The following is a 22881-nucleotide window of genomic DNA, read 5'->3' on the forward strand; positions in this document are numbered from 1 at the left end:
GTACGAATGTAACGTCCGTCACCCCCCAAACTACAAATCTTTTTTACTGTTTTCCCATGCACTATCCGTTTTCTGATACCGAAACCAAGTGGCAGCAGTTCTGGCAAACAAACGGCACCTACCAGGTGTCTGACGATACCTCACTGCCCAAGTATTACATCCTGGATATGTTTCCCTATCCTTCCGGAACCGGTTTGCACATCGGACATCCCGAAGGCTATACCGCAACCGATATCGTCAGCCGATTCAAACGGATGTGCGGTTTTAACGTTCTGCACCCCATGGGATTCGATGCCTTTGGTTTGCCCACCGAACGTCAGGCGATGGTCGAGAATATTCATCCTACGCTGATCACCCAACGGAACGTGTCAACCTTCATGCGCCAGCTTAACATGTTAGGGTTTGACTTCGACTGGCAGCGGATGGTAAACACCACCGATCCCGGGTATATGAAGTGGACGCAGTGGATGTTTCTGGAGATTTACAATTCGTGGTTCGACCACTCTGTTGGAAAGGCACGACCTATACATGAGCTACCCGTCCCTGAATCAATAACCGATCCGGTCAGCCGGGAGCAGTATATCGACAGCCATCGTCTGGCATACATTGCCCATATCCCCGTAAACTGGTGCGAGGCCCTGGGTACGGTTCTCGCAAACGAAGAAGTGGACGAATGGGTGTCGAAAGGCTATACGGTGGAACGCCGGCCAATGCGTCAGTGGATGCTTCGTATCACCGCCTACGCTCAACGGCTGCTCGACGATCTGGATTCATTGCAGTGGCCCCAGTCCACCATGGAAATGCAGCGTCACTGGATTGGACGCTCGGAAGGGGCTGAGATCCGATTTACCATTGCGCAACACGATGAGCATATCGAGGTGTTCACCACCCGTCCGGACACGATTTTTGGCGCCACCTATGTGTTGCTTGCTCCTGAACATCGCCTGGTGGAAAAAATTACTACCGACGAACAATACATTTCGGTAAATGAATACCGTTCTGCTGCAATGCGTAAAAGCGATCTTGAGCGCACCGAGCTGGCTACCCGAAAAACCGGTGTTGCCACCGGCGCATTTGCCATTAACCCTGCCACGGGAGAACGTATCCCGATTTATATTTCGGATTACGTTCTGGCTCACTACGGTACGGGTGCAATTATGGCTGTGCCTGCGCATGACCAGCGTGATTACGACTTTGCCCGTATCTTCCGTCTGCCCATCGTCCAGGTTGTTGTACCGGATACCGACACCCTCCACGCCCCCACCGATACTCCTGCCCAAGCCTTTTCTGGTAACGGAGTGTGTGTGAATTCTGCAAACAGCACCGTTAACCTGAATGGTTTGCCAACAGCTGATGCAAAACTGGCAATTGTTGAATGGCTGGAGAAAACCAATGTTGGACGCTCCAGGGTTCAGTACCGGCTGCGCGACTGGCTGTTTTCACGCCAGCGCTACTGGGGCGAACCAATTCCGATTATGTACTTTAAGGATGGAACAAAACGCTCTCTTGAGCTTGAAGAGCTGCCGCTAAAACTGCCCGACATTACCGATTTTAATCCGTCCGGCACCGTTGAGTCGGCTCTCTCACTCGTTCCCGAATGGATAGATTTTATTGATCCCAAAACCGGCAAACAGGCAGGTTTCGAAACCAATACAATGCCACAGTGGGCAGGGTCATGCTGGTACTTTTTGCGGTACTGCGATCCCGAGAACACCAGCCGTTTTTGCAGTCGGGAGCTGGAAGAATACTGGATGGGAAATAGTGGCGTTGACCTTTACGTTGGCGGCGCCGAACACGCTGTGCTCCACCTTCTCTATGCACGATTCTGGCATAAGGTGCTCTACGACCTTGGACACGTGAGTGGACCCGAACCGGTGAAACGTTTGTTCCACCAGGGTTTAATCCTGGGTGAAGACGGACGGAAGATGAGTAAGTCTTTGGGTAATGTTGTAAATCCTGATACTGTTGTACAACAGTATGGTGCCGATGCCCTGCGCCTGTATGAAATGTTTCTTGGGCCGCTGGAAGCATCAAAACCATGGAATCCCACCGGTATCGAGGGGATTTCGAGGTTCCTGGACAGAGTGTGGCGTTTGGTCGTACAGGAAAACGGAACCCTGGTTCCAATGTCTGACGATGACGAAACCCGTCCGGAGCTTCTGAAGCTTCTTCATACTACCATAAAAAAAACCCGGCAGGATATTGAGACGCTTAGCTTTAATACGGCCATAGCACAGATGATGATTTTTGTAAATGTTTATACTCCGCTGGACGTGAAACCACGGCAGCACATCGAACAGTTTTTACAATGCCTTGCGCCGTTTGCACCTCATATCAGTGAAGAGTTATGGCACCGTCTCGGAAACCCACCCAGTATTCATCGGACCAGATTCCCTGGTTTTAATCCGGACCTGCTTGTTGAATCGGAAGTGGAAATCGTCCTCCAGGTAAATAGTAAAATCCGTGGTAAACTTATGGTACCTGCAGATGCCAAGGTTGACGAACTTGAACGCCTGGCAATGAACAGCGAAACCGTCATTAAACACATCGAGGGAAAAAGCATTCGGAAACTCATCGTTGTCCCCGGCAAACTGGTAAACATCATTATTTCATAACGTGATGCGTAGAATCCTTCTGGTATTCAGCATAATGCTCTGCCATGGTGCCAGTACGCTGTCGGCCCAGGCAGTGCTACCCATTCAGGCACGCCTAAACGAGGTGTGTGCGCTGATCAATGGTCACCTGGACTCTCTTGAGAGTGTTTTCTCCGATGAATTTCTGGCCAAGGTCCCTCCGGCAGCACTCAAGGCAGGCGTTGCAGGCATTGCCGCACTGTCTGGCAGGTGTATGTCGATTCGTGTAATACCAACCCAGGGTGCGTACAGCGTAACTGCCGAAGCGCTAACTGACAGTAACTATACAATTCCGGTGCACATGACCCTTGCCGGCAGTGCGCCGCACAAGATCACAGGTCTGTTTTTACGCACACCACAGAAGCAACAATCCTCGTTGCAGGAAGCCGTTGCCGCGTTAGGCAGGATTGGCGGCACCACATCAGTCTGCGTACAAAACCTTACCTCCGGAACCGTACTTGCAGCAAAGGATACAGGAATTGCTCTGCCTATCGGGTCGGCATTCAAACTCTATGTTTTAGGCACACTCGCTCATCAGATTCGGCATCAACGGAAGCGGTGGACAGATATCATTACACTTCAAAGCATGTACATGTCCGAACCATCCGGTTTTCTTCAAACCTGGCCGGTGGGTTCACCGCTCACGCTATACTCCGTTGCGGCACTCATGATTAGCAGCAGTGACAACACCGCTACCGACCACTTGTTGTTTAGTCTTGGTCGCGACTCGGTCATGAAGTTTCAGACTGTCATGGGGAACCGTCACGCAGCCCTGAACAATCCGTTTTTAAGCACCAGGGAAGCCTTCAAGCTGAAGTACACCCGCAACGGTGAACGCGGTCGATTGTACGCCGGTGCGAGCACAGCCAACAGGTTTACAATTCTTGACAGTATCTCGGCCAGTACTGACACTATTCATTTTGCTTACGAGCCTGTTATGCCGGATTCTGTGGAATGGTTTGCCGGAACCGCTGATCTCTGCCGGGCTATGGCATGGTTGCATTCGGTTTCTACCGCTCCCGATCTTTCCCCAATTGCCGACATCCTGTCAATCAACCCTGGTCTGGATCTTACCAAGGGGGCTTGGAAATATAGTGGGTTTAAGGGTGGCAGCGAGCCTGGCGTTATAAACCTAACCTTGCTTTTGCAGCGTTCTGATGACCAATGGTTTACGGTGTCCGCAACTATGGTCAACCCCAGGGAGGAAGCAACCACTCAGTTTACGATAGCAGTAAGCAGCATTATCTCAACACTTGAAGCTTCCAAAAAGTAATCACACCTAACCAAGACCGTATCTTAGAACGTGGCAAACCAACAGCTAAACAGCAAGCCAACGATTGTGTTCATGGGAACACCGTCCTTTGCCGTGCCTGCCTTACAGGCATTGCACGCTGAATATGGTGTTTCGTGTGTTGTTACCGTACCAGATAAGCCAAGTGGAAGGGGGCTACGACTAACGCAGTCAGCAATAAAGGAAAAAAGCACCCACCTGGGCATACACACCATCCTTCAGCCTGAGAAGCTTACTGATCCCGCCTTTATCGAGCAATTACAATCCATACATCCTGATATTATTTGCGTCATTGCATTTCGGATATTACCTGCTCGTGTTTACTCCACAGCACGGCTGGGAGCGTTTAACGTACACGCTTCGCTGCTGCCCAAGTACCGGGGTGCCGCTCCTATCAATCATGCCATCATAAACGGTGAAAAAGAAACCGGCGTCACGTCGTTCCTGCTGAATGACGTTGTTGATACCGGTAGCATCCTTCACCAAATCCGGTATCCCGTACCACCAGGGTGCACAGCCGGAGAACTCTATGATGCACTTCAGCCTCTGGCGGCACAGTGTGCCGTTGAAACAACCGGATTACTGCTGGCGGGAACGGCCAAACCACGCGTACAGGAGGAAGTCCTGGCATCTCCCGCCCATAAAGTATTTCGCGAAACCTCGCAGATCAGTTGGGAACGCCCTACGCAAACCGTAAGCAACTTTATTCATGGTCTTAGCCCCGTCCCCTGTGCATGGACGCTATGGAACAATCAAATACTAAAAATATTTCGTGTTACGCCGGCCCAAGCCCCCTGCCGTCACGGTGAATGGACTATTCAAAACCGTGAACTCTTTATCGGCTGCAGCGATGGTGCCGTGCGCATCGACGAGGTACAACTCCCGGGTAAAAAACGAATGAACACTGCCAACATGCTGCTGGGATATCGTGGCGCATCATCCGGTATCTGTACTACCAAGGTGAATACATGACAACACTGGCTGAGTTTGTCCGGAATACCGAGTTCTTTGTGATTGCCCATCGTGGTGACAGCGGCCGTGCACCCGAAAACACCCTTGCTGCCATAACCCTGGCTTTACAGTCCGGTTCGCCCATGATTGAAATTGACGTTCAGGGAACTGCTGACCATTCCCTTGTTGTATTTCACGACTCAGTATTAGGCAGAACTACAAATGGTCACGGGCAGATCAGGATGTTCTCAGCTGGTGAAGTACGAGCACTTGACGCCGGCGGATGGTTCAGCCCCGATTTTGCCGGCGAACGTATTCCCTACCTTACCGAAGCCCTTGACCTGATACAGGGCAATGCCTACCTGAATATCGAGGTAAAATCGCATGCCGGTGATGCGAACACCATACTTCACACCCAGCTGCTGCTTCAGGAAATCCGGAAGAGAGACCTGTTCCCGTTTACCATGTTTAGTTCGTTCGATCATGAGTTGCTTTTAGACCTGCGAAAGGCCGTACCCAACATCATTACGTGTGCGCTGAACGTACCTGCTGACGCCAGGCTACCGTCGGATGTTGTGGCGTCGTGCATGGCAAATTCGTACGGCTGCTCTGTTCACGAGCTCACCACCATCAAGGCTGAAAACTGCAGCATGCACAGGCTTCCGTGGGGTGCCTATACGGTAAACACACCCGAACAGCTTCAGTACGTACGGACGTACGGTTTACATGCAGTTGTAAGCAACCATCCGTCAACACTTTTGCAGTACCTACCCTAAACAAAGATGGACCCCACAATTATCGGTCTGATTGCAGGCACCTGCTCTACATTTGCATTAGCCCCACAGGCATGGAAGGTGTACAAGACAGGTCTTGTTTCGCAGTTAAGTTTAAAAACACTGATACTCATGGTAGCCGGTGTTCTACTCTGGCTTACCTATGGTATCCTTGTGGCTGACATCAGCATCCTCTGGGCAAACGGCGTAGCCTCTTTCTTTGTTTCGTACCTTTTTCTTGCTAAAATGCGGGATATACGAAGGAATCGACACAGTAAATAGTATCATTTTTTAATGGCAATGCTATGGCACATGTTGGCGTATTATTAAGCGGATGCGGTGTATTTGACGGATCGGAAATCCAGGAAAGCGTCTTTGTACTGTATCATCTGGCCCGACACGGGTTTTTGGTTTCGTATTACGCACCGGACGTAAACCAGATGCACGTTCTGAACCATATTACCGGAGCCGAACAGCACGAAACCCGGAATGTAATGGTTGAATCGGCACGAATCACCCGGGGCACCATCTCTCCCGTTAGCGAGTTTGACGCCGATCGAATGGACGCCCTTGTGCTACCCGGTGGCTTTGGAACGGCCAAGAATCACACCAATTGGGCAGTTAGCGGTGACGGTGGTACTATCAGGCCCGATGTGCAAAACGCTGTTGTGCACATGGTGAAGCGTTCAAAGCCGGTTGTTGCGCTGTGCATGGCTCCAACCACGGTTGCAAAGGCTTTAGAAGGCAGCGGTATCAAGGCCCGACTTACAGTTGGCACGCCGCAAGAGCCTTCGCCCTACGATATTGCCGGAATTTCCGACGGTATTACGCACCTTGGCTGTGTTGCCGAGTACAAAGGGATCACCGAGATCAGTATTGATACCGAGAATAAAATTATCTGTGCGCCCTGCTACATGATGGAAGCCGGTATCACCGAGATTTTCAGCAACGTTGAGCAGGCCATTAACGCCCTTGCCGAAATGCTGGGAGAAAATCCGGGATGAACCCGCCGGTATCACTGCCTGCCCTGATTTTCCCGTCGTTTGAAATCAAGATCGACACTTCGCAGGAATATACTAAGATTTTTGATGAAGTGCGGAAGAAGTACGTGAAGCTCACATCAGAAGAATGGGTACGCCAGCATTGTATTCACTGGCTTGTCTCAAAAGGATATCCTGTGGGACGCTGCAGTGTGGAGCGTACGCTCCCTTCGGCCGAGTTGCGATATGATGTGTTATGGATGGATGCGTATCTGAACCCATTCCTGCTCATTGAATGTAAATCACCCTCAGTAACCATCACCCACGAAACGCTGCGTCAGAGCGCATGGTATAACCTCACGCTGAAAGCCCCGTACATCCTGTTAACAAACGGGCTGACGGCGTACTGTGCCCGGGTTCCCGAACAGGGCACACTTACCATGTTGTCCGACGCACCCGACTATCCACACCTCACACAAGAATGAATACCATTACCCTGCATTCTCCGCTTGACATGCACGTGCACTTCCGGCAGGCCGACATGTTGCGTTTGGTAGCACCTCAAACGGCGCAGTTTTTTGCTGGTGCCGTCGTGATGCCCAACCTTGTACCACCAGTCACCAGCATCGAGGCGCTAAATAATTATACGATCGAGGTACAAGATGCCGTTAGCCCCTATCCCTTCACACCGTATATGACGCTGTTTTTCAGGGATTACACCCAGGCTGAACTGGAAGAAGCACGCAACATGATCATCGGTATCAAGCTCTACCCCGCCGGGGCAACTACAAACAGCGAAGCTGGTGTTCGGGAAATTACTGCAATGGACGCTACGTTTAGGACAATGCAGGACCTGGACATCCCGCTTCTGGTCCATGGCGAAACGCACGGATTTGTAATGGACCGTGAGCGTGAGTTTGGCGATATCTACCGGTATTTGGCACGAACATATCCACGGCTTCGCATTATCATGGAGCACATTACCACGCGCGACTCCGTGATGCTCCTGGACGAGTACGAAAACCTGTACGCAACCATCACAGTGCATCATCTTCTGATCACGCTTGACGATGTGGTTGGTGGTCTGATGAACCCTCATTTATTCTGCAAGCCTATAGCCAAGAAACCGGAGGACCGTGACGCTCTGCTCCAGGCAGCATTGGATGCCCACCCCAAGGTGATGTTTGGCTCAGACAGCGCTCCCCACCCGCGCCGAAGCAAGGAAAGCCCCGGATGCGCGGCAGGGGTCTTTACCGCACCGATTGCCCTACCTCTGCTGGCATCGCTGTTTCATAAGCACGGAGCAGCATCCAACCTACAGGCATTTGTAAGCAATAACGCACAAACAATATATCGTATTACGCCACCCGCCACAACGATTACACTGGCAGAAAAGGCGATTACCATTCCCAAACACAGCGGAACAGTAATTCCAATGTGGGCAGGAAAGAAACTTGACTGGTCAGTAGCTCAAAGTGTGGTGATCTGACATTCTACGATTGTTTAGTAACGTTCCACAATTCCTTCATCGAGCCAAGCGAGCCCATCACCCCTGAGGCTTCGTACGGCATAAAGACAACTTTATTACCGCCGGCTGCCATTTCCTTAATCGCATCGATATACCGGACGGCAATAAGGTACGACGTGGGGTCGCCCTTTAAGTTAGCCACGGCTTCCGCAATTTTCCGAATTGCCTCAGCCTCGGCTTCTGCAACCGCAATTCGTGCTTCAGCTTCTCCCTCGGCATTTAATATTTGTGATTTCTTTTGTCCTTCAGCATAATTGATCTGTGATTCGCGTTTACCCTCTGACTCAAGGATAGCACTCCGTTTCTCGGCCTCGGCTGTAAGGATTGTTGCACGCCGGTCGCGCTCGGCACGCATTTGCTTCTCCATTGCTTCCTGGATATCGCGAGGAGGAATAATATCCTGAAGTTCTACGCGATTAATCTTGGCACCCCACTTATGTGATGCCTCATCAAGGATTACCCGGAGTTTTGCATTAATCGTGTCGCGAGATGTTAGCGTCTCATCCAAATCAAGCTCGCCAATCACGTTACGCAGCGTGGTTTGGGTAAGTTTTTGAATCGCATCGGGAAGGTTGCTGATTTCGTACACCACCTTCATGGGGTCAGCTACCTGAAAGTACAGCAGTGCATTAATTTCAATGGTAACGTTGTCACTTGTAATCACGCCCTGACGCGGGAAGTCGTACACAGTTTCACGCAGGTCAATACGTTTTGTGGTTGAATGCGTGTACACGTTCTGACCGCGTGGATCGCTGCGCACAAAACGCCAGTCAATACTGCGTGGTTTATCAAGAATGGGTATCACCACATGAATGCCACTGTCAAGGATCTTGTGAAATTTCCCCAAGCGTTCAATAATCATAACTTCAGCCTGCCGTACGATGATAATCCCTTTTATGAGGAGAATCATCACAAATAGGGCGAGCATAAAGAATAAGAAGACTGCTGCTTCTGCGGCCATACAACTACCTTTTAATAAAAGTGAATAATCGAAAGGGGCTTTGAACCGGTTATCCGGAACGTCGGACTACCAAAATAGAAGAATCTACGCGCTCAATCACAATAGGGGTGCCGTCAGGAATTTCTTGTTCGTCAGCTGATACCGCCAGCCAGCTGTCGGCATCAACCTGAACCCTACCGCGCCCGATACCGGCCGGTATTGTTTCGGTAACGAAGGCCTCCCGGCCAACAAGGGCATCTACTCCGGTAGGGATACCCTTTCCGCCATCCTTAATCGTGCGTAGCAGTAGGGGGCGCACAGTTACAAACGAAACCAGACCGGCCACCGCAAAGGCAATGAACTGCCAGGCAAGGTCTGCTCCCAGCCAGCCGGCAATAGCAGCGGCCATTGCGGCAACACCGATATTAGCAAGCACAAATCCCGGAGTAAAAATCTCCAGGATGAAAAGGATAATTGCAACTACAAGCCAGATCTGAGGGTAGGTCATTGTTACTGCCTGTATATGAGAAATGCCTCGGAATTAAGCCCCTGCCGACAGAGGAATTCAGCAAAAAGACGTTTATAGTTTTGCACTCCCGGCGCAAGTACCGTGGCGCGTTCAAAAGCTATGTATGCATTATAGACAAGCCCCATTGATTCAAATACCGATGCCTGAACAACTTCGCTGATGGCACTCTGATCACTGCCACACTCGTTCCTGACGTCCTCGATTGCAGCAGTAATTTGGTCGGCTTCGTCCTTAGGGGCAAGGTATAATGCGTACTCATCTGACCGAAAGCCCGGATTTGCGGAATCTTCTACGTGCCAGTAGTACACTGCTCCCGGAACAAAACCCGCCTGGGTCACACTGAGCCGCGATGCTGTATCGGTCACCACCCTGTCAATAATGGTACGGTCCTTGGTATCACTAACAACAACACGGTAGCTACCGCAGCTTGGTGCCCGGTGCCACCACATCTGCAACGTATCGGTTATCAGCCGTGTGTTCCGTGGCATGATCACGCACAGCAAACTTCCTGAGGAAATTTCCCTGTCCTGAACTGCTGCAAGAGCGGTAAGTTCACCAGGTGCACCCACAATGCTCAAAATACTGTCAACGGCATTGACATCATCACCGGCAGCCCGCTCCACACTACCTGTTGTTTGCATCTTAGAGCGATGCGCCTCTTTAAACGATACTGGTTCACTGACCTCGGTGAGTTCATCCATTACATAGGCAACGAACTTGTTGGTAACAGATCCTGTTTTTTTCAGGGCAGCCTTGTTAAGGTCGGCAAGGTTATACGAGCCTGGTTTTGCAAGCTCAATAACCTTTCCGTTGGTGTGAGCCAGGCTAACGTATCCCTGTTTGGGGACGGTAATTGAGCCGCTCGTTTTCAGCCTGCTGCCAATCTGAACACCTGCACCACCAACAGTTACTGTACCACGCAGTGCAAGAATTTTAAAACTGCCTTGAGCCATGCAGTGCATCACGCAGCCGGCAGCAAGAACACTATACACGATAAAACGAAGTAATCCGGTCATGAGCTCTGACCTCCCTTGCTGTTACTATCCTTGTTTACGTCAGAATCAGCATGTTCTGATCGATGCTTTTTCCAGCGGTTATACCCCATGATGGCAAGCTTCTTTATTGAGTCTTCGTACATGTCGTGAACAGTTCCCACCAGAAAAACACCAAGAAACGCTGGCGTAAAAGCCAGTTTATAATCGTAGTTATTAAACACGTAGATTGTCAGAAAAAGCATTGTTACAGTTTGTCCAAGCTGGATTGCCATTGCAATCATCTCGTACACTACACTGTTCTGTTCGGCAAAATACGTCAGTACAGCCACATTAACATACAATAACACAAACCCGAACAGAATCGACAACCAGAAGGGCATCACATTAATATAGCGGCCGCGCAGTATCATGCTTGCCACATTGGCGTGTATTACTGCCCCGTACATGTCGGGGAAGGCACGTCCAACGTAATGCTTATTAATCGGGGTAAAAAAGATGTCTTCTAATGCCGCTGAGCCCAAACTTTCACCAAGGAATCCGACAATCACAATCTTGCCACGAACTACTGACAAGTCTGTGGCCGAATCCATCGCCTGCCCCACATCAATGCAGTAAAATGACTCAAGATTACCGTGGTAGTTAATGGGCTCGGTTTTGGCGGTTCTTGCCAGAGCGATACGTGCAGCCTCCGGATTTACATACTGTACCAATTTCAGGGCAAGACAGGGCTCACGGGTAGTATTGTAAAAATCCTGAAGAGCGATGTCGCGGCACGTCATGAACGCCGCTTCCTGATCAATCACAAGGTTTGTGAAGCCTGTCTCAGCCCCCTTCATGAACGTTGGATGACTAACAACCAGCGTATCGAACACATCATATACTTCTGTATCATCGGTGCTCCGTTCCAATGGTGCCGATTCTTCCAAATCAGATTTGTACGCCAGCTTTGATGCCATGACAACGTTTGGTAGCGATGCCAGAGCGTTAGCAAGCCGCTGGTCTGCAGCGGAATCGCTTTTCAGTGTTTTAAAAAACACGTCCACACCTACCACCGCTGGCTTATATCTGGCAATGCGTTCCAGTATCCCCGCAATTTCGTCTCGTGAAGCATAGCCGATATTTACCAGCACAATGTTGGTGTCAACACGCGTCATCTCGTCCGACCTGAATTGCGAAAACACAATGTCGGTTACGTCGATATCTCCGATTGCCTGCCCCAGCGGGTCCAGGAAGGCAACGTTTTGCGGAATGATGTACAGCAAACCGATAACGCCAATGGTACTGATCGACACCAGAAGATTATCGAGCTGAAAAAACGTACGGAAGAACGTTGACATGGGTGGTAAATACTGAGTATGTTCTGGTACAGGCTTGTTGCAAAATAGCTATCGCAACGGCATGTTGTTGTAGTTTGGTGTTTTATGCAAAACAGCACCATTCCTTCGGCCGCCTTTAACCCAACCATCCTAACCTGCGCCAATGGTTTAACAGTCGTGATTGATACTGTGCCAACTGCTCATTCTGTTGCACTGGGAATCTGGGTTAAGGCCGGAACACGTGATGAACTTCGCAATCAGGCGGGTGTGGCCCATCTTGTTGAGCATGCTGCGTTTCGGGGGACAGCTACGCGGTCGAACATCATGATTGCAAGGGGCTTCGAAAATGTGGGAGCATACGCCAACGCCTTTACTACCAAGGAAGAAACCTGTTATTACGTACGCTCGCTGCCGGAACATCTGGGGAAGGTTCTGCCTATTCTGGCTGACGTTGTTACCAAGCCTGTTTTTCGTGACAAGGATGTTGCCAAGGAACGAAAAATTATCATTGAGGAAATCCATGCCTATGAGGATGAGGCTGAAGAGTTTGTTCTGGATCTTGCAGAACAGTACCAGTTTGAGAAGCACCCACTGGGATCACCGATAGTTGGATACGAGCAGACATTAGAGCAGATTTCGGCTGATACTGTTCGCACCTTTCATAAAAAATTTTATACAAGTACCAATATGGTGCTCACAGTGTCGGGTAACGTTCAACCCGCAGAAGTGTATGATCTGATCGAACAACATCTTGCAGATATCCCCCGTGCACGTACCAAACTCAGGCGTACAACTCCTTGCCTGCCACAAGTGACAACCATTACCGAACGTCGGGCCGTCCATCAGGCCCATATCGTGTGGCACCGCCGTTGTGGTGGTTACACCTCGGCCGACAAAACGGCGACGTCGGTGCTTAACGTCATCCTTGGTGACGGCATGAGCAGCAGACTGAACGTTAAGCTGCGCGAGACCAGTGGCGTAGCCTATAGCGTTGGTTCGCATCTTCAGCATTTTTATGATACCGGAATGCTTACGATTTATGCGGGAGCCCATGCCCGCCGAACGGTACACAGCACGGTCCTGATCGAAAAAACTCTCACTGCTCTTGCGCGTGACGGCGTAAAGAAAGCCGAACTGATACGAGCAAAGGAGCAGCTCCGTGCTTCACGGATTATGGCACTGGAATCACTGTCGGCACGGCTGAATTTGCTGGGCAAGGGAATGCTTGACGAAGGCAAGCCTGAAAACCCGTACGAGGCCATCGCTGACGTCATGGATGTGTCGGAAGATCATGTTAACCAGCTGGCAAGATCGTTGTGTGTGCCTGACGAATGGCACCGGCTTACCTTACTGCCGGAGGATGCATGAGCACGTTGTCACTCAGCCCGGAACAGCAGAGTGCACTAAGTGCCGGCCGACATTTTGTGGTGCGCGCCAATGCAGGGAGCGGAAAAACCTTCCTGCTCACCATGAGAATTGTGTGGCTGCTGATACACGAAAACGTCGCTCCCGAACACATCGTTGCCATTACATTTACAACCAAGGCTGCTGCCGAAATGAAGCAAAGAGTTCGGCATCTCATAGACAGGTTTCTGGATTCCGCCGAGGATCGCTCTACTGTTTTGGGGACCTCAGGAAGCGATGCCGAGATCATCAGCAAGCTTACCGCTATCCGGAATTCGATTGGCAAGCTCAGAATCTCCACCTTTCATGCCTTTGCCACTGGCATTCTTCGGAATTACGGTGCAGCCATTCGTCTGGACCCGAATTCGGGCGAACTGTCTGACAGGAAGCGTCGCGACCTCCTCCTGCAGATAACAGCACAGACACTCCAGTTGTACCCGGCACAACACACAGAGCTCTGCTTTGATTACCTGGGCATGAAGGGTACACACGAATTGGTGTACACCCTTGCGGGAAACGGTGAGTTACTGCAGTCAATTAACAGTTACCGGTCGAAAACAGCTAATCTGGCCGACACCCGACTGGAGCGTGCCTCCACGATTGCTTCCGAGATACTGAAACCACTTGTTGACACCGTTTACAAGACGCTGAAGAACAGCGAATGTGCCAACGATCCCAAATGTAAACCCTTGCTGGAAAGCCTTGGGAACGCTCTGCAGGTGTTATTGTCAGCTCCCACCAGTTTTGATGGCATTGCTTCTGCCATCAAGGCTCTGAAAGAGTTCTATACGGATTCAGGTACACCGCGTAAGAAAAAGGTATTTACGGACTACCTGCCCGACATTCAGTCTGCATTAAAATCAGTTTTTGCCCTTGCCAAAGTAAACCCAGCCGCAGAGCGTACGCAGGCAGAGGTGTTAACGGTGCTTGCCAACATTGCAACAGAGGCGCATACCAGATTCAGTGCGGAGAAACGCAGGGCTTCGGTTATGGATTTTGACGACATGATGCTGTGTACCATGCAGTTGTTCGAAACGCATCCGGAAATCTGCAGTATGGTGCGTTCATCGGTCAAACATCTCTTTATTGATGAGTTTCAGGATACCAATCCGCTCCAATACAAGATTGTAACAAAACTGGTACCGAACCTGATTTCTGGGAACGAACACCTGAGCAGCCCGGAGCTGTTTGTTGTTGGCGATGATAAACAAAGCATTTACGGTTTCCGCGATGCCGACGTCCGACTTTTTAAAGAAGTTGAACATGCTGCAGAGCGGGTGAATAGGGTCAAAGCCCCTTCCCTTCCAACGCAGGCAATAACCCTGCAAAGCTCATACAGGATTACTCCGTCCCTTGCCGATGCCATCAACAACGTCTGCCGGCTGGTTTTCCCCGGAGACACAGAATTCGATGTGCCGTACAGCAACCTGATTTCGCAGCGACCGCAGCATAACACCACGCTGGTTGGTACGTTGCGCGTTATTACTGTTCCTCCGAACACCAAAGATGGCAGTGCTGACGCTTCGGATTTAGAGAGCCCTGCGGTAACGCAGGCTTCGGTAGCAGAATCTGTTGTCCAGGAAACCGATGAGTTAGACATCGTTGTTCGGTATGTGCTGAGCATACTAAACGGCTCGGCTGATATTTCTGTTATTAGCAATCGTGGCAGTGGTATCGAGCAGCTTACTGCCCCCCAGGCAGGCCATATAGCCATCCTGGTTAGAAAGCGGAACGAAGTTTCCGAACTTGCACGCCGGCTTCAGGCAAACGGCGTCCCGGTGCTTGTACATGGCGGCCGTGCCTTTTTCTCGCGTCCTGAAGTTGCCGATATCCGCAACCTGCTGCGTGCTCTTACGGATACCGACCCGATTGCTCTGGCGGCCGTTCTCCGGTCTCCGTTGTTTCGGTGTACTGATGCTGACCTGTTGTTTGTGCGTTCAGTCGGCAACGGCGCACCGTTTAGTCACGATGCCTTTCTGACAAGTGTGCAGCACCCACATGCTCCGGAGTCGCTGGTGCGCGCCCGTGATATCCTTGCCTTGCTGAAGCAATTACTGCCAACAACTCCACCCGATGCCATCGTGTTGCAGGCCCTCATGGAAACACAGTGGCACAAACAGATCGGCAATCATCCGCGCAGGAATCAAATCATTCATAACGTTGATAAACTTATTGACCTGATCAGGATTGAACAGCAGGCTCCTGGCGCCTCGCTGCTCACTGTTATCGGCAGTATCCAGGTGCCCGACGAAACTGATAACGAAGCCGAGCGTGTTCCACCGGTAACCGATGCTGTGCAGATCATGACGCTGCATGCGTCGAAAGGCATGGAGTTCCCAATCGTTCTGCTGTGCGGTATCAGCTCTGCAGGCCGAAGCGATTCGGTTCGCACGTCTGACCAGCTAAGTTTAACCGTGAATCTGCCGTCAAATCGGGGAGCAGAACACTGGAGCTGTCCGGATGCCCTTGGTGATTCCGCCTCGCATGTTGTGAATGGCATCATTGCACAAGAGCGAATCCGTGCCGAGGAGAAACGTCTGTTGTATGTTGCATTAACCCGAGCCATGGATCATGCTGCTGTTGTTGTTAATCCTGAAGGGGGCTCCGGCTCGCGGATGCTTTCGCTCCTGGCTGAAACCGGCGCAATCAAACACTTTACCCCCTATACAGTCACTGCAACCCCCGGGACGGTACACGTTACTGCATCGTCACCTTCATTACTACCTCTGCATGAACCAATTCGCACCTCCGGTATGCCAGCAACCGTGCATGTAAGTTCACTCGCGTCGGCGAATTTTCTTGGGGGTCCTGCGTCACCTTCCGGTTCCATGGATACCGGAACGGAATTTCACCAGCGCATTGCCCTGCTGCTGACGAACCAGTATCAACCCTCCGGGACCGAGCCGGCCGAGTGGAGTCGGTTTCTTGACGTCAGAGATGTTTGGCAGCCGCCCGGCGCAATTGCCCAGGTAGAACAGGAGCGGGTTGGGATGCTGGGAGCTACGCTGGTGATTGGTCGGCCCGATGTGATATTCAGAATTAGTCCTACACATGCAGAGATCTGGGACTGGAAGCTTATCAGCCCGACATCTGATGAAGAGTACAAACATTACTCTGCCATGTATTATCACCAGCTGCTGGCCTACGCCTGGTTGCTGCTGAAACCGGAGACTGAGCTTGAAACCGTTGATGCCTACCTTGCCTTTGTTCCCAATGCCGGACCGGACCGCAGCACGTGGACCAGCAAGTGGACGTTTCGCAGGGACCATCTTCAGGAGCTTGAACGCGAGCTTACGGATGCAATCGCATCGGCAGCTGCTACGGCTGATGCCCACGCCCACTGAAAGTTGTATCCGCCCAGCCACCCTGTAACATCGACAACCTCGCCAATAAAGTAGAGTCCGCCAACCGTGGTGCTCTCCATGGTTTTTGATGACAGTGCACGAGTGTCAACACCGCCTCTGGTGACTTCTGCCTTAGCATACCCTTCGGTGCCACAGATTTCAACCGTCCATTCTTGAAGGGAGTCAAGTGCCTCGCGAAATGTTTTTGTAGCCATCGAAGCCCGGGTATGGCCGAGACGTTCGTCAGGCCACTGCTGAAGCAACCGCTTTGGCAGGATCTCGCCCAGTATGGTACGCAGCAGTCGCTTCTCGGCAGCTCCTGCAGCGGAGACAGATTCCGGAATACCATCAGGCAGCAGATTAACAACAATAGAATCAGCCTGACCAAGGTAGGTAGAGATCTGCAGAATCGCCGGACCACTTAAACCATTGTGAGTAAACAGCATTGATTCAGAAAAAGCAGTATTGCCGGCAGTAACCCGTACCGGCAGACTTACACCCGAAAGTGTACCATATACACGCCGGAATTCCGGCGTACTTACCAGTGGCACCAGCGCCGGTGCTGTTTCGGTTACCGGCATCGAAAAGTGTTGTGCAATCCGGTGTCCTATCCCTGTAGCACCCATGCGTGGAATCGAGAGTCCTCCCGTTGCAACCACCACTGCATCAGCTTCAAGAATGCCTGATGACGTTTCCACCCGAAACCGGTCAGCCTTTTCAACGGTGTGTATCGTTGCGTTAAATTCAAAGCGTACCCCACCAAGATTGCATTCCGACATCAGCATTGCAATAATCTGTTGTGCCGAACCATCGCAGAATAACTGTCCCCTGGTTTTTTCATGCCAGGAGATCCCGTATTGATTCACCATCATCAAAAAGTCAGTTGGTGTGTACCGTGACAAAGCCGACCTTGCAAAATGCGGATTGGCAGAAACGTATCTATCGGGAGCTGTTTCAAGATTTGTGAAATTGCAGCGTCCGCCACCACTAATCCGAATTTTCTTCCCGGGACTGCTCATGTGTTCTACAACGGTAACATGAACGCCCTGCCGTGCTGCACGTGCGGCACACATCAATCCCGCCGCACCGGCACCCAGCACAACAACATGTTTCATCGAATTACAACAAAGGGAACCGTATCGGTGAAAATACCTGCACTGATTCGTGCAACATACATGCCCGACGGAAGGTCTGCAACATCAAGCCGCACAGCATAACTGCCGCCGGGAAGCAGTGTATTGCCATCAAGCACGGAATGCACAATTCTACCGGATGCATCATTAATCGTAATCACCACCGGTACAGTTTCGTGCATCCTGAACTGAATGGTTGCCGGCTGATCTGCAGTAACCGGATTAGGATCGATACGCAAGAGCGGCTGGCCGGCAGTGCTGAAACGCACCACCGTGATATCACACTTCCCAACAGTAACAAAGGGGGCCTGACCCGGACGTGGTACTACATCCAGGAATTGCAGTGAGTCACTAACAAAGCCTGATGCTGTTGCAGTAATGTTGGTTGCCGTGAATTCGGGAACAGTTACAACAAACCGGAAACGTGCAAGCGGTCCCGCAGCCAGGGTGTCAGCATCGGTAAGTGTTAGCACCACAATGCCGGGTTGCAGATAGTTCACCGTTGAATTGCCGGGCTTTGCAAGTTGTACTGCATCAAGGTACTGGAGTGACCGTGGATTGTACTCAATTCTGAACTCAGCATCTGTACCGTTCAGCCAGTGCGTAACACCGTTGTACACTGTTGCGATATCTACATCAAGCTGGAGCGGGATTTCAAGGGTATCTCCAATAACACCTGAAATTGTATCAATAACAAAATGTACTACTGCCGGTGCAGTTTGAATGTCCAACTCGGGAGCATAACCATAGCCCGTGACAGCACTTACCGTTTGCGTGTTGCATGGCGTTGTGCTAACGGCCCGAACTGTGGTGTCAACCTGCCGCTCTGCCTGTGGGCAGAACCGTAGGGTAACTACGGCGCTGTCACCGGGTGCAATACTGCTCCCGATGGGTGGTATGCTGGATACGACTGACGTGTAGAGAGGCAGATCGACCAAACTGTCTATCGTATTCGATATATCACCCACATTCACAACCACAATGGTGTGTTCGCTACAGTCTAAAATCCTGACGCTGTCAAATGCCACCGGATTCCGTATCGCTATATCAGAGAGCTGCGCAATAATCGTCCCACGGTCTCCAACGCCAATCAATCGATACAGGATTACATCTTCGGTATCAAAATTTATACTGTCAACCGAAACCGGACTATTGGCACGGTTGTTAGCCACGGTAACAAAACGCAGATAAGCAAACGGGTTTAGCGAGTCAACACCGCAAACATTCTTAAGCGTCACCCTAATACCACCGTACGGCGAGACATCGGTCATCACTGATGACGTGTACTGAATTCCACCGGTTCTTGACGTACACTGGTTAGACAGAAGTGGCGACGTTACATCCAGCAATCTGAGCTGAGAGCTATCGTAATCAACCCTCATAAAGATGTCAACTACCGAGGCATCAATCGATATCGACGAGTGGAGCGGTATCACCAGAGTATCGCAGCTTGCCATAACAAACGTATCCGGTACTACACGGTTCGGGTCGAACTGAAAGGCAATACCGCGCGGCTGAGCAAATCCCTCGCCACGCACCAGCACCGTTGTATCGGCCCCTTTACATGGCTTACTATAATATATTACCATTTTGGCAAGATACACTCGTGGTGCCCTTGGCCGCTGTCGTACTTCGATCGTGGCATTGCTTCCCGGCTCCAGTACAAGCGGAAAAACCGTTGGCTGGGTAACAACAAACACCCGCTCGTCCGGCAGGAAGCCAATGGAATCAATCACCACCGTATCCTGAGCTGGATTAAGAACAAAGCTGGGTATCGAAAGCCTGACGGTGCGGGCAATCGGACTAAGGATGTCGATAACACCCGATGGGAACTGGATTGCCAGGGGGTACGGTGCAAAGGTGAGGGCACGCTTACCGATCAGGAAGGCTTCGATTGACCGGGACCATGCCGATCCATGCGTGTTGATATGAAGCATGGCCTGCACTTCCAGGCTCGCTGAGTCGGCAGGCACGTTGGGACAGAACCGAATAACAACCGTGTCTCGCTGCCCGGGAGGTATGCTGTAAGGTACAACACCGGTTGGTGAGAATTTCGACGTCCACGAGAAGAACTGCGGTCGCCCACCCGTCACTCCGGCAGAGTCAATCCACATTGAATCAACCACCATGTCGAATACCGCCGATGCATTTAGGAGCTCAATACTCCGGTTGCTGCAGTCGCATGGGCGGACGTAACCAAAGTTAACAAGGCTCAGGGCACTCTCCAGCTCCATGATAATTCCCCGGCCGTTTACCTGGCCTTCCCCTGTAATCTGACAGGGGGCTGATGAATACGCTACCAGCTGACTGTTGTATGCAGTACTGGCGGTAGGTCTGAACTCTATATCCACCGTGATGGAGTCGCGTGGCTGCAGTACAAGCGGAACCGGCCGGCTTGTGCCCGCCACGCTAAAGCCGGCACCTACCGACAGGCTGTCAATCGTGATGGGCATCGGTGACGTATTTTCTACAACAAGGGTAAGGACTTTCGCGTCGCCTACTTCAACAGTTCCGTAGGCTGTAAGTTCGGTAATAAATATTTTTGGTGTTGCCGATGTACCGATAAGCTGAAGCGTCCAGTTCGAGTCAGCTTCATCAGTAAAGCGCACGAAAGCACGGTCAGCACGATCGGTTGTTAAATCGGCAGGAGTGTATTCCACCACGAAACAGACACTGTCACCACCTGCAATTGAATACGCCGATTGCAGCACGGGCGGATCAACCAGTGAATACCGTCCGGAGGGATTATCAAACTGCACATTGCGTATCTGCTGTGGGGCACCGCTAATGTTAACAATGCATACTGTATCCTTCTCGCTGCCGCAGGCTACAACATTCTCGGTCTTCATCACCAACGGTGAAAACCTGAACCGTTCCAGCACGCCACGTCCGCGCAGGTCAACGCAGTCAACCGTATAGCACCGGGTCTCGAACAGGCATAGCCGGTCAGTGTAGCGCACAGAATCAATCGGTCGAAACGTTACCGGTATTTGCACCGTACTGTTTGGAGGTATTGTTCTTCCTGTGCCGGCCAGGAGAACAAACGAAGCACCACGCTCAACATAGAGCGAAATCGTGAGCGGATCGTCGGGCGAAAGGTTTCGTGCAGTAACGTTGAGTGTGCGCTGCCGGCCCACCACAACATCGCCGAAATCAACACTGTCAACACTCCATTCAACGCGATTGTCAAGCCCCCTTCCACTGACCTTAATAACACGCTCAATTACGCATCCGCCAACCTTGGTACGGATGATGATGCTATCGGTAACGGGCCCCGGTGCACGCGGACGAAACCGGACCGCAATTGGATCGTACCCTGTTTTTGGAAGTACGGTAAACGGGAGCCGTACCTTGTAATGGGTAAAATCGGGGGGGACGATAATGGTGTCGATCGTTAACGGAGTAAGTGTAAGGTTCGACCAAACGTAGTACGCAGGACTGGAGAGCTGACCCGGACATACCGAGCCGAATTTCAGATTGTCGATGCGTTTCTCCCCGCTGGTTGATCGGACGGAAATTACCTCCTGAGTTCTGCCCTGAAGAACGATTTCGATTGGACGTGACTGGCACCTGTCAGTACTAACCAGCCTGATGGTATCGGAATAATCGTTGGTGGTATCTCTGACGAAGCTGCGCACGACGACGGTTGTACAGGCTCCGGGTGCAAGCTGCAGAGGGAACGTAACGTTCATGACTCTAAAGCCCTGCGGCTCGCGGGTATTCATTGATGTGATGGTAATTGAACGCGGTGCCCCAAGCAGGTCAGACGTGTTGCAAATCGTAATCGAGCTGTCAATAAATTGCTGTGCCTTGCACCCCACCAACAGGGTATCAAACACTATAGAATTGCGGCTGACGTTCAGTTCGGTGATCCTGGTAAGATTCAGCTTAATGTAGGCTGTACTACCACACCGGTTGGTGCCTGAAATCTGGAGTGTATCAAGGAAATCGCCAACGTGTGTTCCCTTGTACGTAACCGTTGCCGTCACCGGCACACCTTTTACCAGTGGCAGTTGTGTAGGGGTTACCGTAAAGGCCGATGCCTCCGGACCGCGGATGCGGAGATTCACCGTGCTACCGCATTCCGACGTATCCTCGATCGTAAATGTCCAGCTGCGAACACTATCGCATAAGATCTGTTCGGTAACCTGCTGCGGACTCACAATGACTGTTCGCGGAACACTTCTCTTACTCGCCTTGTTGGTTGCCTGTGCACGCAGCGCGCCGGCGTGCCCGTGACCGGTGGCATCACAGATATCATTTAAGTTATTAACCGGTTCATTGCACCGATAATAGGCCTGAAGTCCCGGCTCGTTCCCTGCCAGTGAGCTGTTCATCCGGCACTTGATGTCTTGCGGCGAAACTACAAGGTTCCATATTCGCATCTCGTCCATCTGCCCCAGCATAGTCCGGTACAGTGCCTCGTTATCTGCCATGGCATTGCATCGTGCGAACTGGGTTTGCAAACCAGGATTTTCAAGGGGCTTCAGGTAGGTTGTGGGATATGTGGCATTGGTAGCAGGAGCGACGGCAGGCACACCATTAATGAAGAGCTGAACTGACGCTGTGTTGCCGTTAAAGACGGCAGCCACATGCGTCCACGTACCGTAGTACGGACTAAACGCAGCCCGTGCTACCGTATTATCGACGTCTTTCAGTTGCGTAGCTTCGGGGCTTACCTCAAACGAAAGCTCATCGTTTTCGCTGATGTACAGTACCCAGACATCATTATAATCTTTATTAGGACCCCACAAACCGCCAAGTGGTACCCGAAATCCTGCCTGCCGGGTTACCATTACCCACATTTCAACAGTGAGTTCGGTTTGTCGCGGTTTTGATACCTCGCCGTCCAGCTCGATATACTGTGCATTTCTGCCCGAGGAAACCGTAAACTCAATTGCCTGCCCAACGCATGTTTTTCTGGTATCACATTTTGCAGGGAACTGAGCCACCATGCGTGCGCAGCACAACAGCGCCACGATGGCAATACATAATGGGTAGCGAAAATGGACTGAGGTCATAACTTCCCAAGCAAGGTCAATTGCACAGTAACCAAATTAGGTG

16 protein-coding genes are annotated in these 22881 nt (G+C 51.2%); 10 read left to right on the forward strand and 6 right to left on the reverse strand.

Annotated elements, in window-relative coordinates; translation table 11 throughout:
* Positions 1 to 56 precede the first annotated feature (56 nt).
* The 8 genes from HRU79_02835 (at position 57) to pyrC (ending at position 8117) form a co-directional block, all read left to right on the forward strand.
* Positions 57 to 2615 (forward strand): leucine--tRNA ligase, encoded by a 2559-nt coding sequence (locus HRU79_02835; GenBank protein ID QOJ25638.1) that lies wholly within the window; start codon positions 57 to 59, stop codon positions 2613 to 2615.
* 4 nt (positions 2616 to 2619) lie between these two features.
* Positions 2620 to 3906 (forward strand): serine hydrolase, encoded by a 1287-nt coding sequence (locus tag HRU79_02840; protein ID QOJ25639.1) that lies wholly within the window; start codon positions 2620 to 2622, stop codon positions 3904 to 3906.
* Positions 3907 to 3978: 72 nt separating this feature from the next.
* Positions 3979 to 4896, forward strand: coding sequence for a methionyl-tRNA formyltransferase (locus tag HRU79_02845; protein QOJ27251.1), 918 nt, complete (start codon positions 3979 to 3981; stop codon positions 4894 to 4896).
* Positions 4893 to 5651, forward strand: coding sequence for a hypothetical protein (locus HRU79_02850; protein QOJ25640.1), 759 nt, complete (start codon positions 4893 to 4895; stop codon positions 5649 to 5651). Before HRU79_02845 ends, HRU79_02850 begins: the two co-directional genes overlap by 4 nt.
* A 6-nt stretch (positions 5652 to 5657) precedes the next feature.
* Complete coding sequence (locus HRU79_02855; protein ID QOJ25641.1) at positions 5658 to 5930, forward strand: hypothetical protein; 273 nt, start codon at positions 5658 to 5660, stop codon at positions 5928 to 5930.
* A 23-nt stretch (positions 5931 to 5953) separates the two neighbouring features.
* Positions 5954 to 6652, forward strand: a complete 699-nt coding sequence (gene elbB / locus HRU79_02860) for an isoprenoid biosynthesis glyoxalase ElbB (GenBank protein ID QOJ25642.1) — start codon at positions 5954 to 5956, stop codon at positions 6650 to 6652.
* On the forward strand, positions 6649 to 7113 hold the full coding sequence (locus HRU79_02865) for a type I restriction enzyme HsdR N-terminal domain-containing protein (protein ID QOJ25643.1): 465 nt from the start codon (positions 6649 to 6651) through the stop codon (positions 7111 to 7113). The genes elbB and HRU79_02865 overlap by 4 nt, the downstream gene beginning before the upstream one ends.
* On the forward strand, positions 7110 to 8117 hold the full coding sequence (gene pyrC / locus HRU79_02870) for a dihydroorotase (GenBank protein QOJ25644.1): 1008 nt from the start codon (positions 7110 to 7112) through the stop codon (positions 8115 to 8117). Before HRU79_02865 ends, pyrC begins: the two co-directional genes overlap by 4 nt.
* A gap of 4 nt (positions 8118 to 8121) precedes the next feature.
* On the opposite strand, the gene HRU79_02875 is transcribed toward pyrC, so the two are convergent.
* The 4 genes from HRU79_02875 to HRU79_02890 are packed head-to-tail and all read right to left on the reverse strand — an operon-like array spanning position 8122 to position 11957.
* Entirely contained in the window at positions 8122 to 9117 is a 996-nt protein-coding gene (locus HRU79_02875; protein QOJ25645.1) for an SPFH/Band 7/PHB domain protein, read from the reverse strand.
* A gap of 49 nt (positions 9118 to 9166) precedes the next feature.
* A complete protein-coding gene (locus HRU79_02880; protein ID QOJ25646.1) occupies positions 9167 to 9604 on the reverse strand; it encodes an NfeD family protein in 438 nt (145 codons plus the stop codon).
* 2 nt (positions 9605 to 9606) lie between these two features.
* On the reverse strand, positions 9607 to 10641 hold the full coding sequence (locus tag HRU79_02885; protein ID QOJ25647.1) for a hypothetical protein: 1035 nt from the start codon (positions 10639 to 10641) through the stop codon (positions 9607 to 9609).
* Positions 10638 to 11957, reverse strand: coding sequence for a CHASE2 domain-containing protein (locus tag HRU79_02890; GenBank protein QOJ25648.1), 1320 nt, complete (start codon positions 11955 to 11957; stop codon positions 10638 to 10640). Before HRU79_02890 ends, HRU79_02885 begins: the two co-directional genes overlap by 4 nt.
* 84 nt (positions 11958 to 12041) lie before the next feature.
* Here HRU79_02890 and HRU79_02895 point away from each other — a divergent pair, with 84 nt between their 5' ends.
* Both HRU79_02895 and HRU79_02900 read left to right on the forward strand, forming a co-directional pair.
* Positions 12042 to 13304 carry an insulinase family protein gene (locus HRU79_02895; GenBank protein QOJ25649.1) on the forward strand — a complete coding sequence of 421 codons (1263 nt, stop codon included), beginning with the start codon at positions 12042 to 12044 and terminating at the stop codon, positions 13302 to 13304.
* On the forward strand, positions 13301 to 16684 hold the full coding sequence (locus HRU79_02900) for a UvrD-helicase domain-containing protein (GenBank protein QOJ25650.1): 3384 nt from the start codon (positions 13301 to 13303) through the stop codon (positions 16682 to 16684). The genes HRU79_02895 and HRU79_02900 overlap by 4 nt, the downstream gene beginning before the upstream one ends.
* Here the strand turns inward: HRU79_02900 and HRU79_02905 are convergent.
* Positions 16612 to 17799 carry an NAD(P)/FAD-dependent oxidoreductase gene (locus tag HRU79_02905; GenBank protein QOJ25651.1) on the reverse strand — a complete coding sequence of 396 codons (1188 nt, stop codon included), beginning with the start codon at positions 17797 to 17799 and terminating at the stop codon, positions 16612 to 16614. The genes HRU79_02900 and HRU79_02905 overlap by 73 nt on opposite strands.
* Positions 17796 to 22838: a choice-of-anchor D domain-containing protein gene (locus HRU79_02910; GenBank protein QOJ25652.1), complete on the reverse strand. Its 5043-nt coding sequence runs from the start codon at positions 22836 to 22838 to the stop codon at positions 17796 to 17798. Before HRU79_02910 ends, HRU79_02905 begins: the two co-directional genes overlap by 4 nt.
* Positions 22839 to 22881: the final 43 nt, after the last annotated feature.

The sequence above is a fragment of the Ignavibacteria bacterium genome, from assembly GCA_015709655.1.
In the GTDB taxonomy this organism is placed as follows: Bacteria; Bacteroidota; Ignavibacteria; order Kapaibacteriales; family Kapaibacteriaceae; genus OLB6.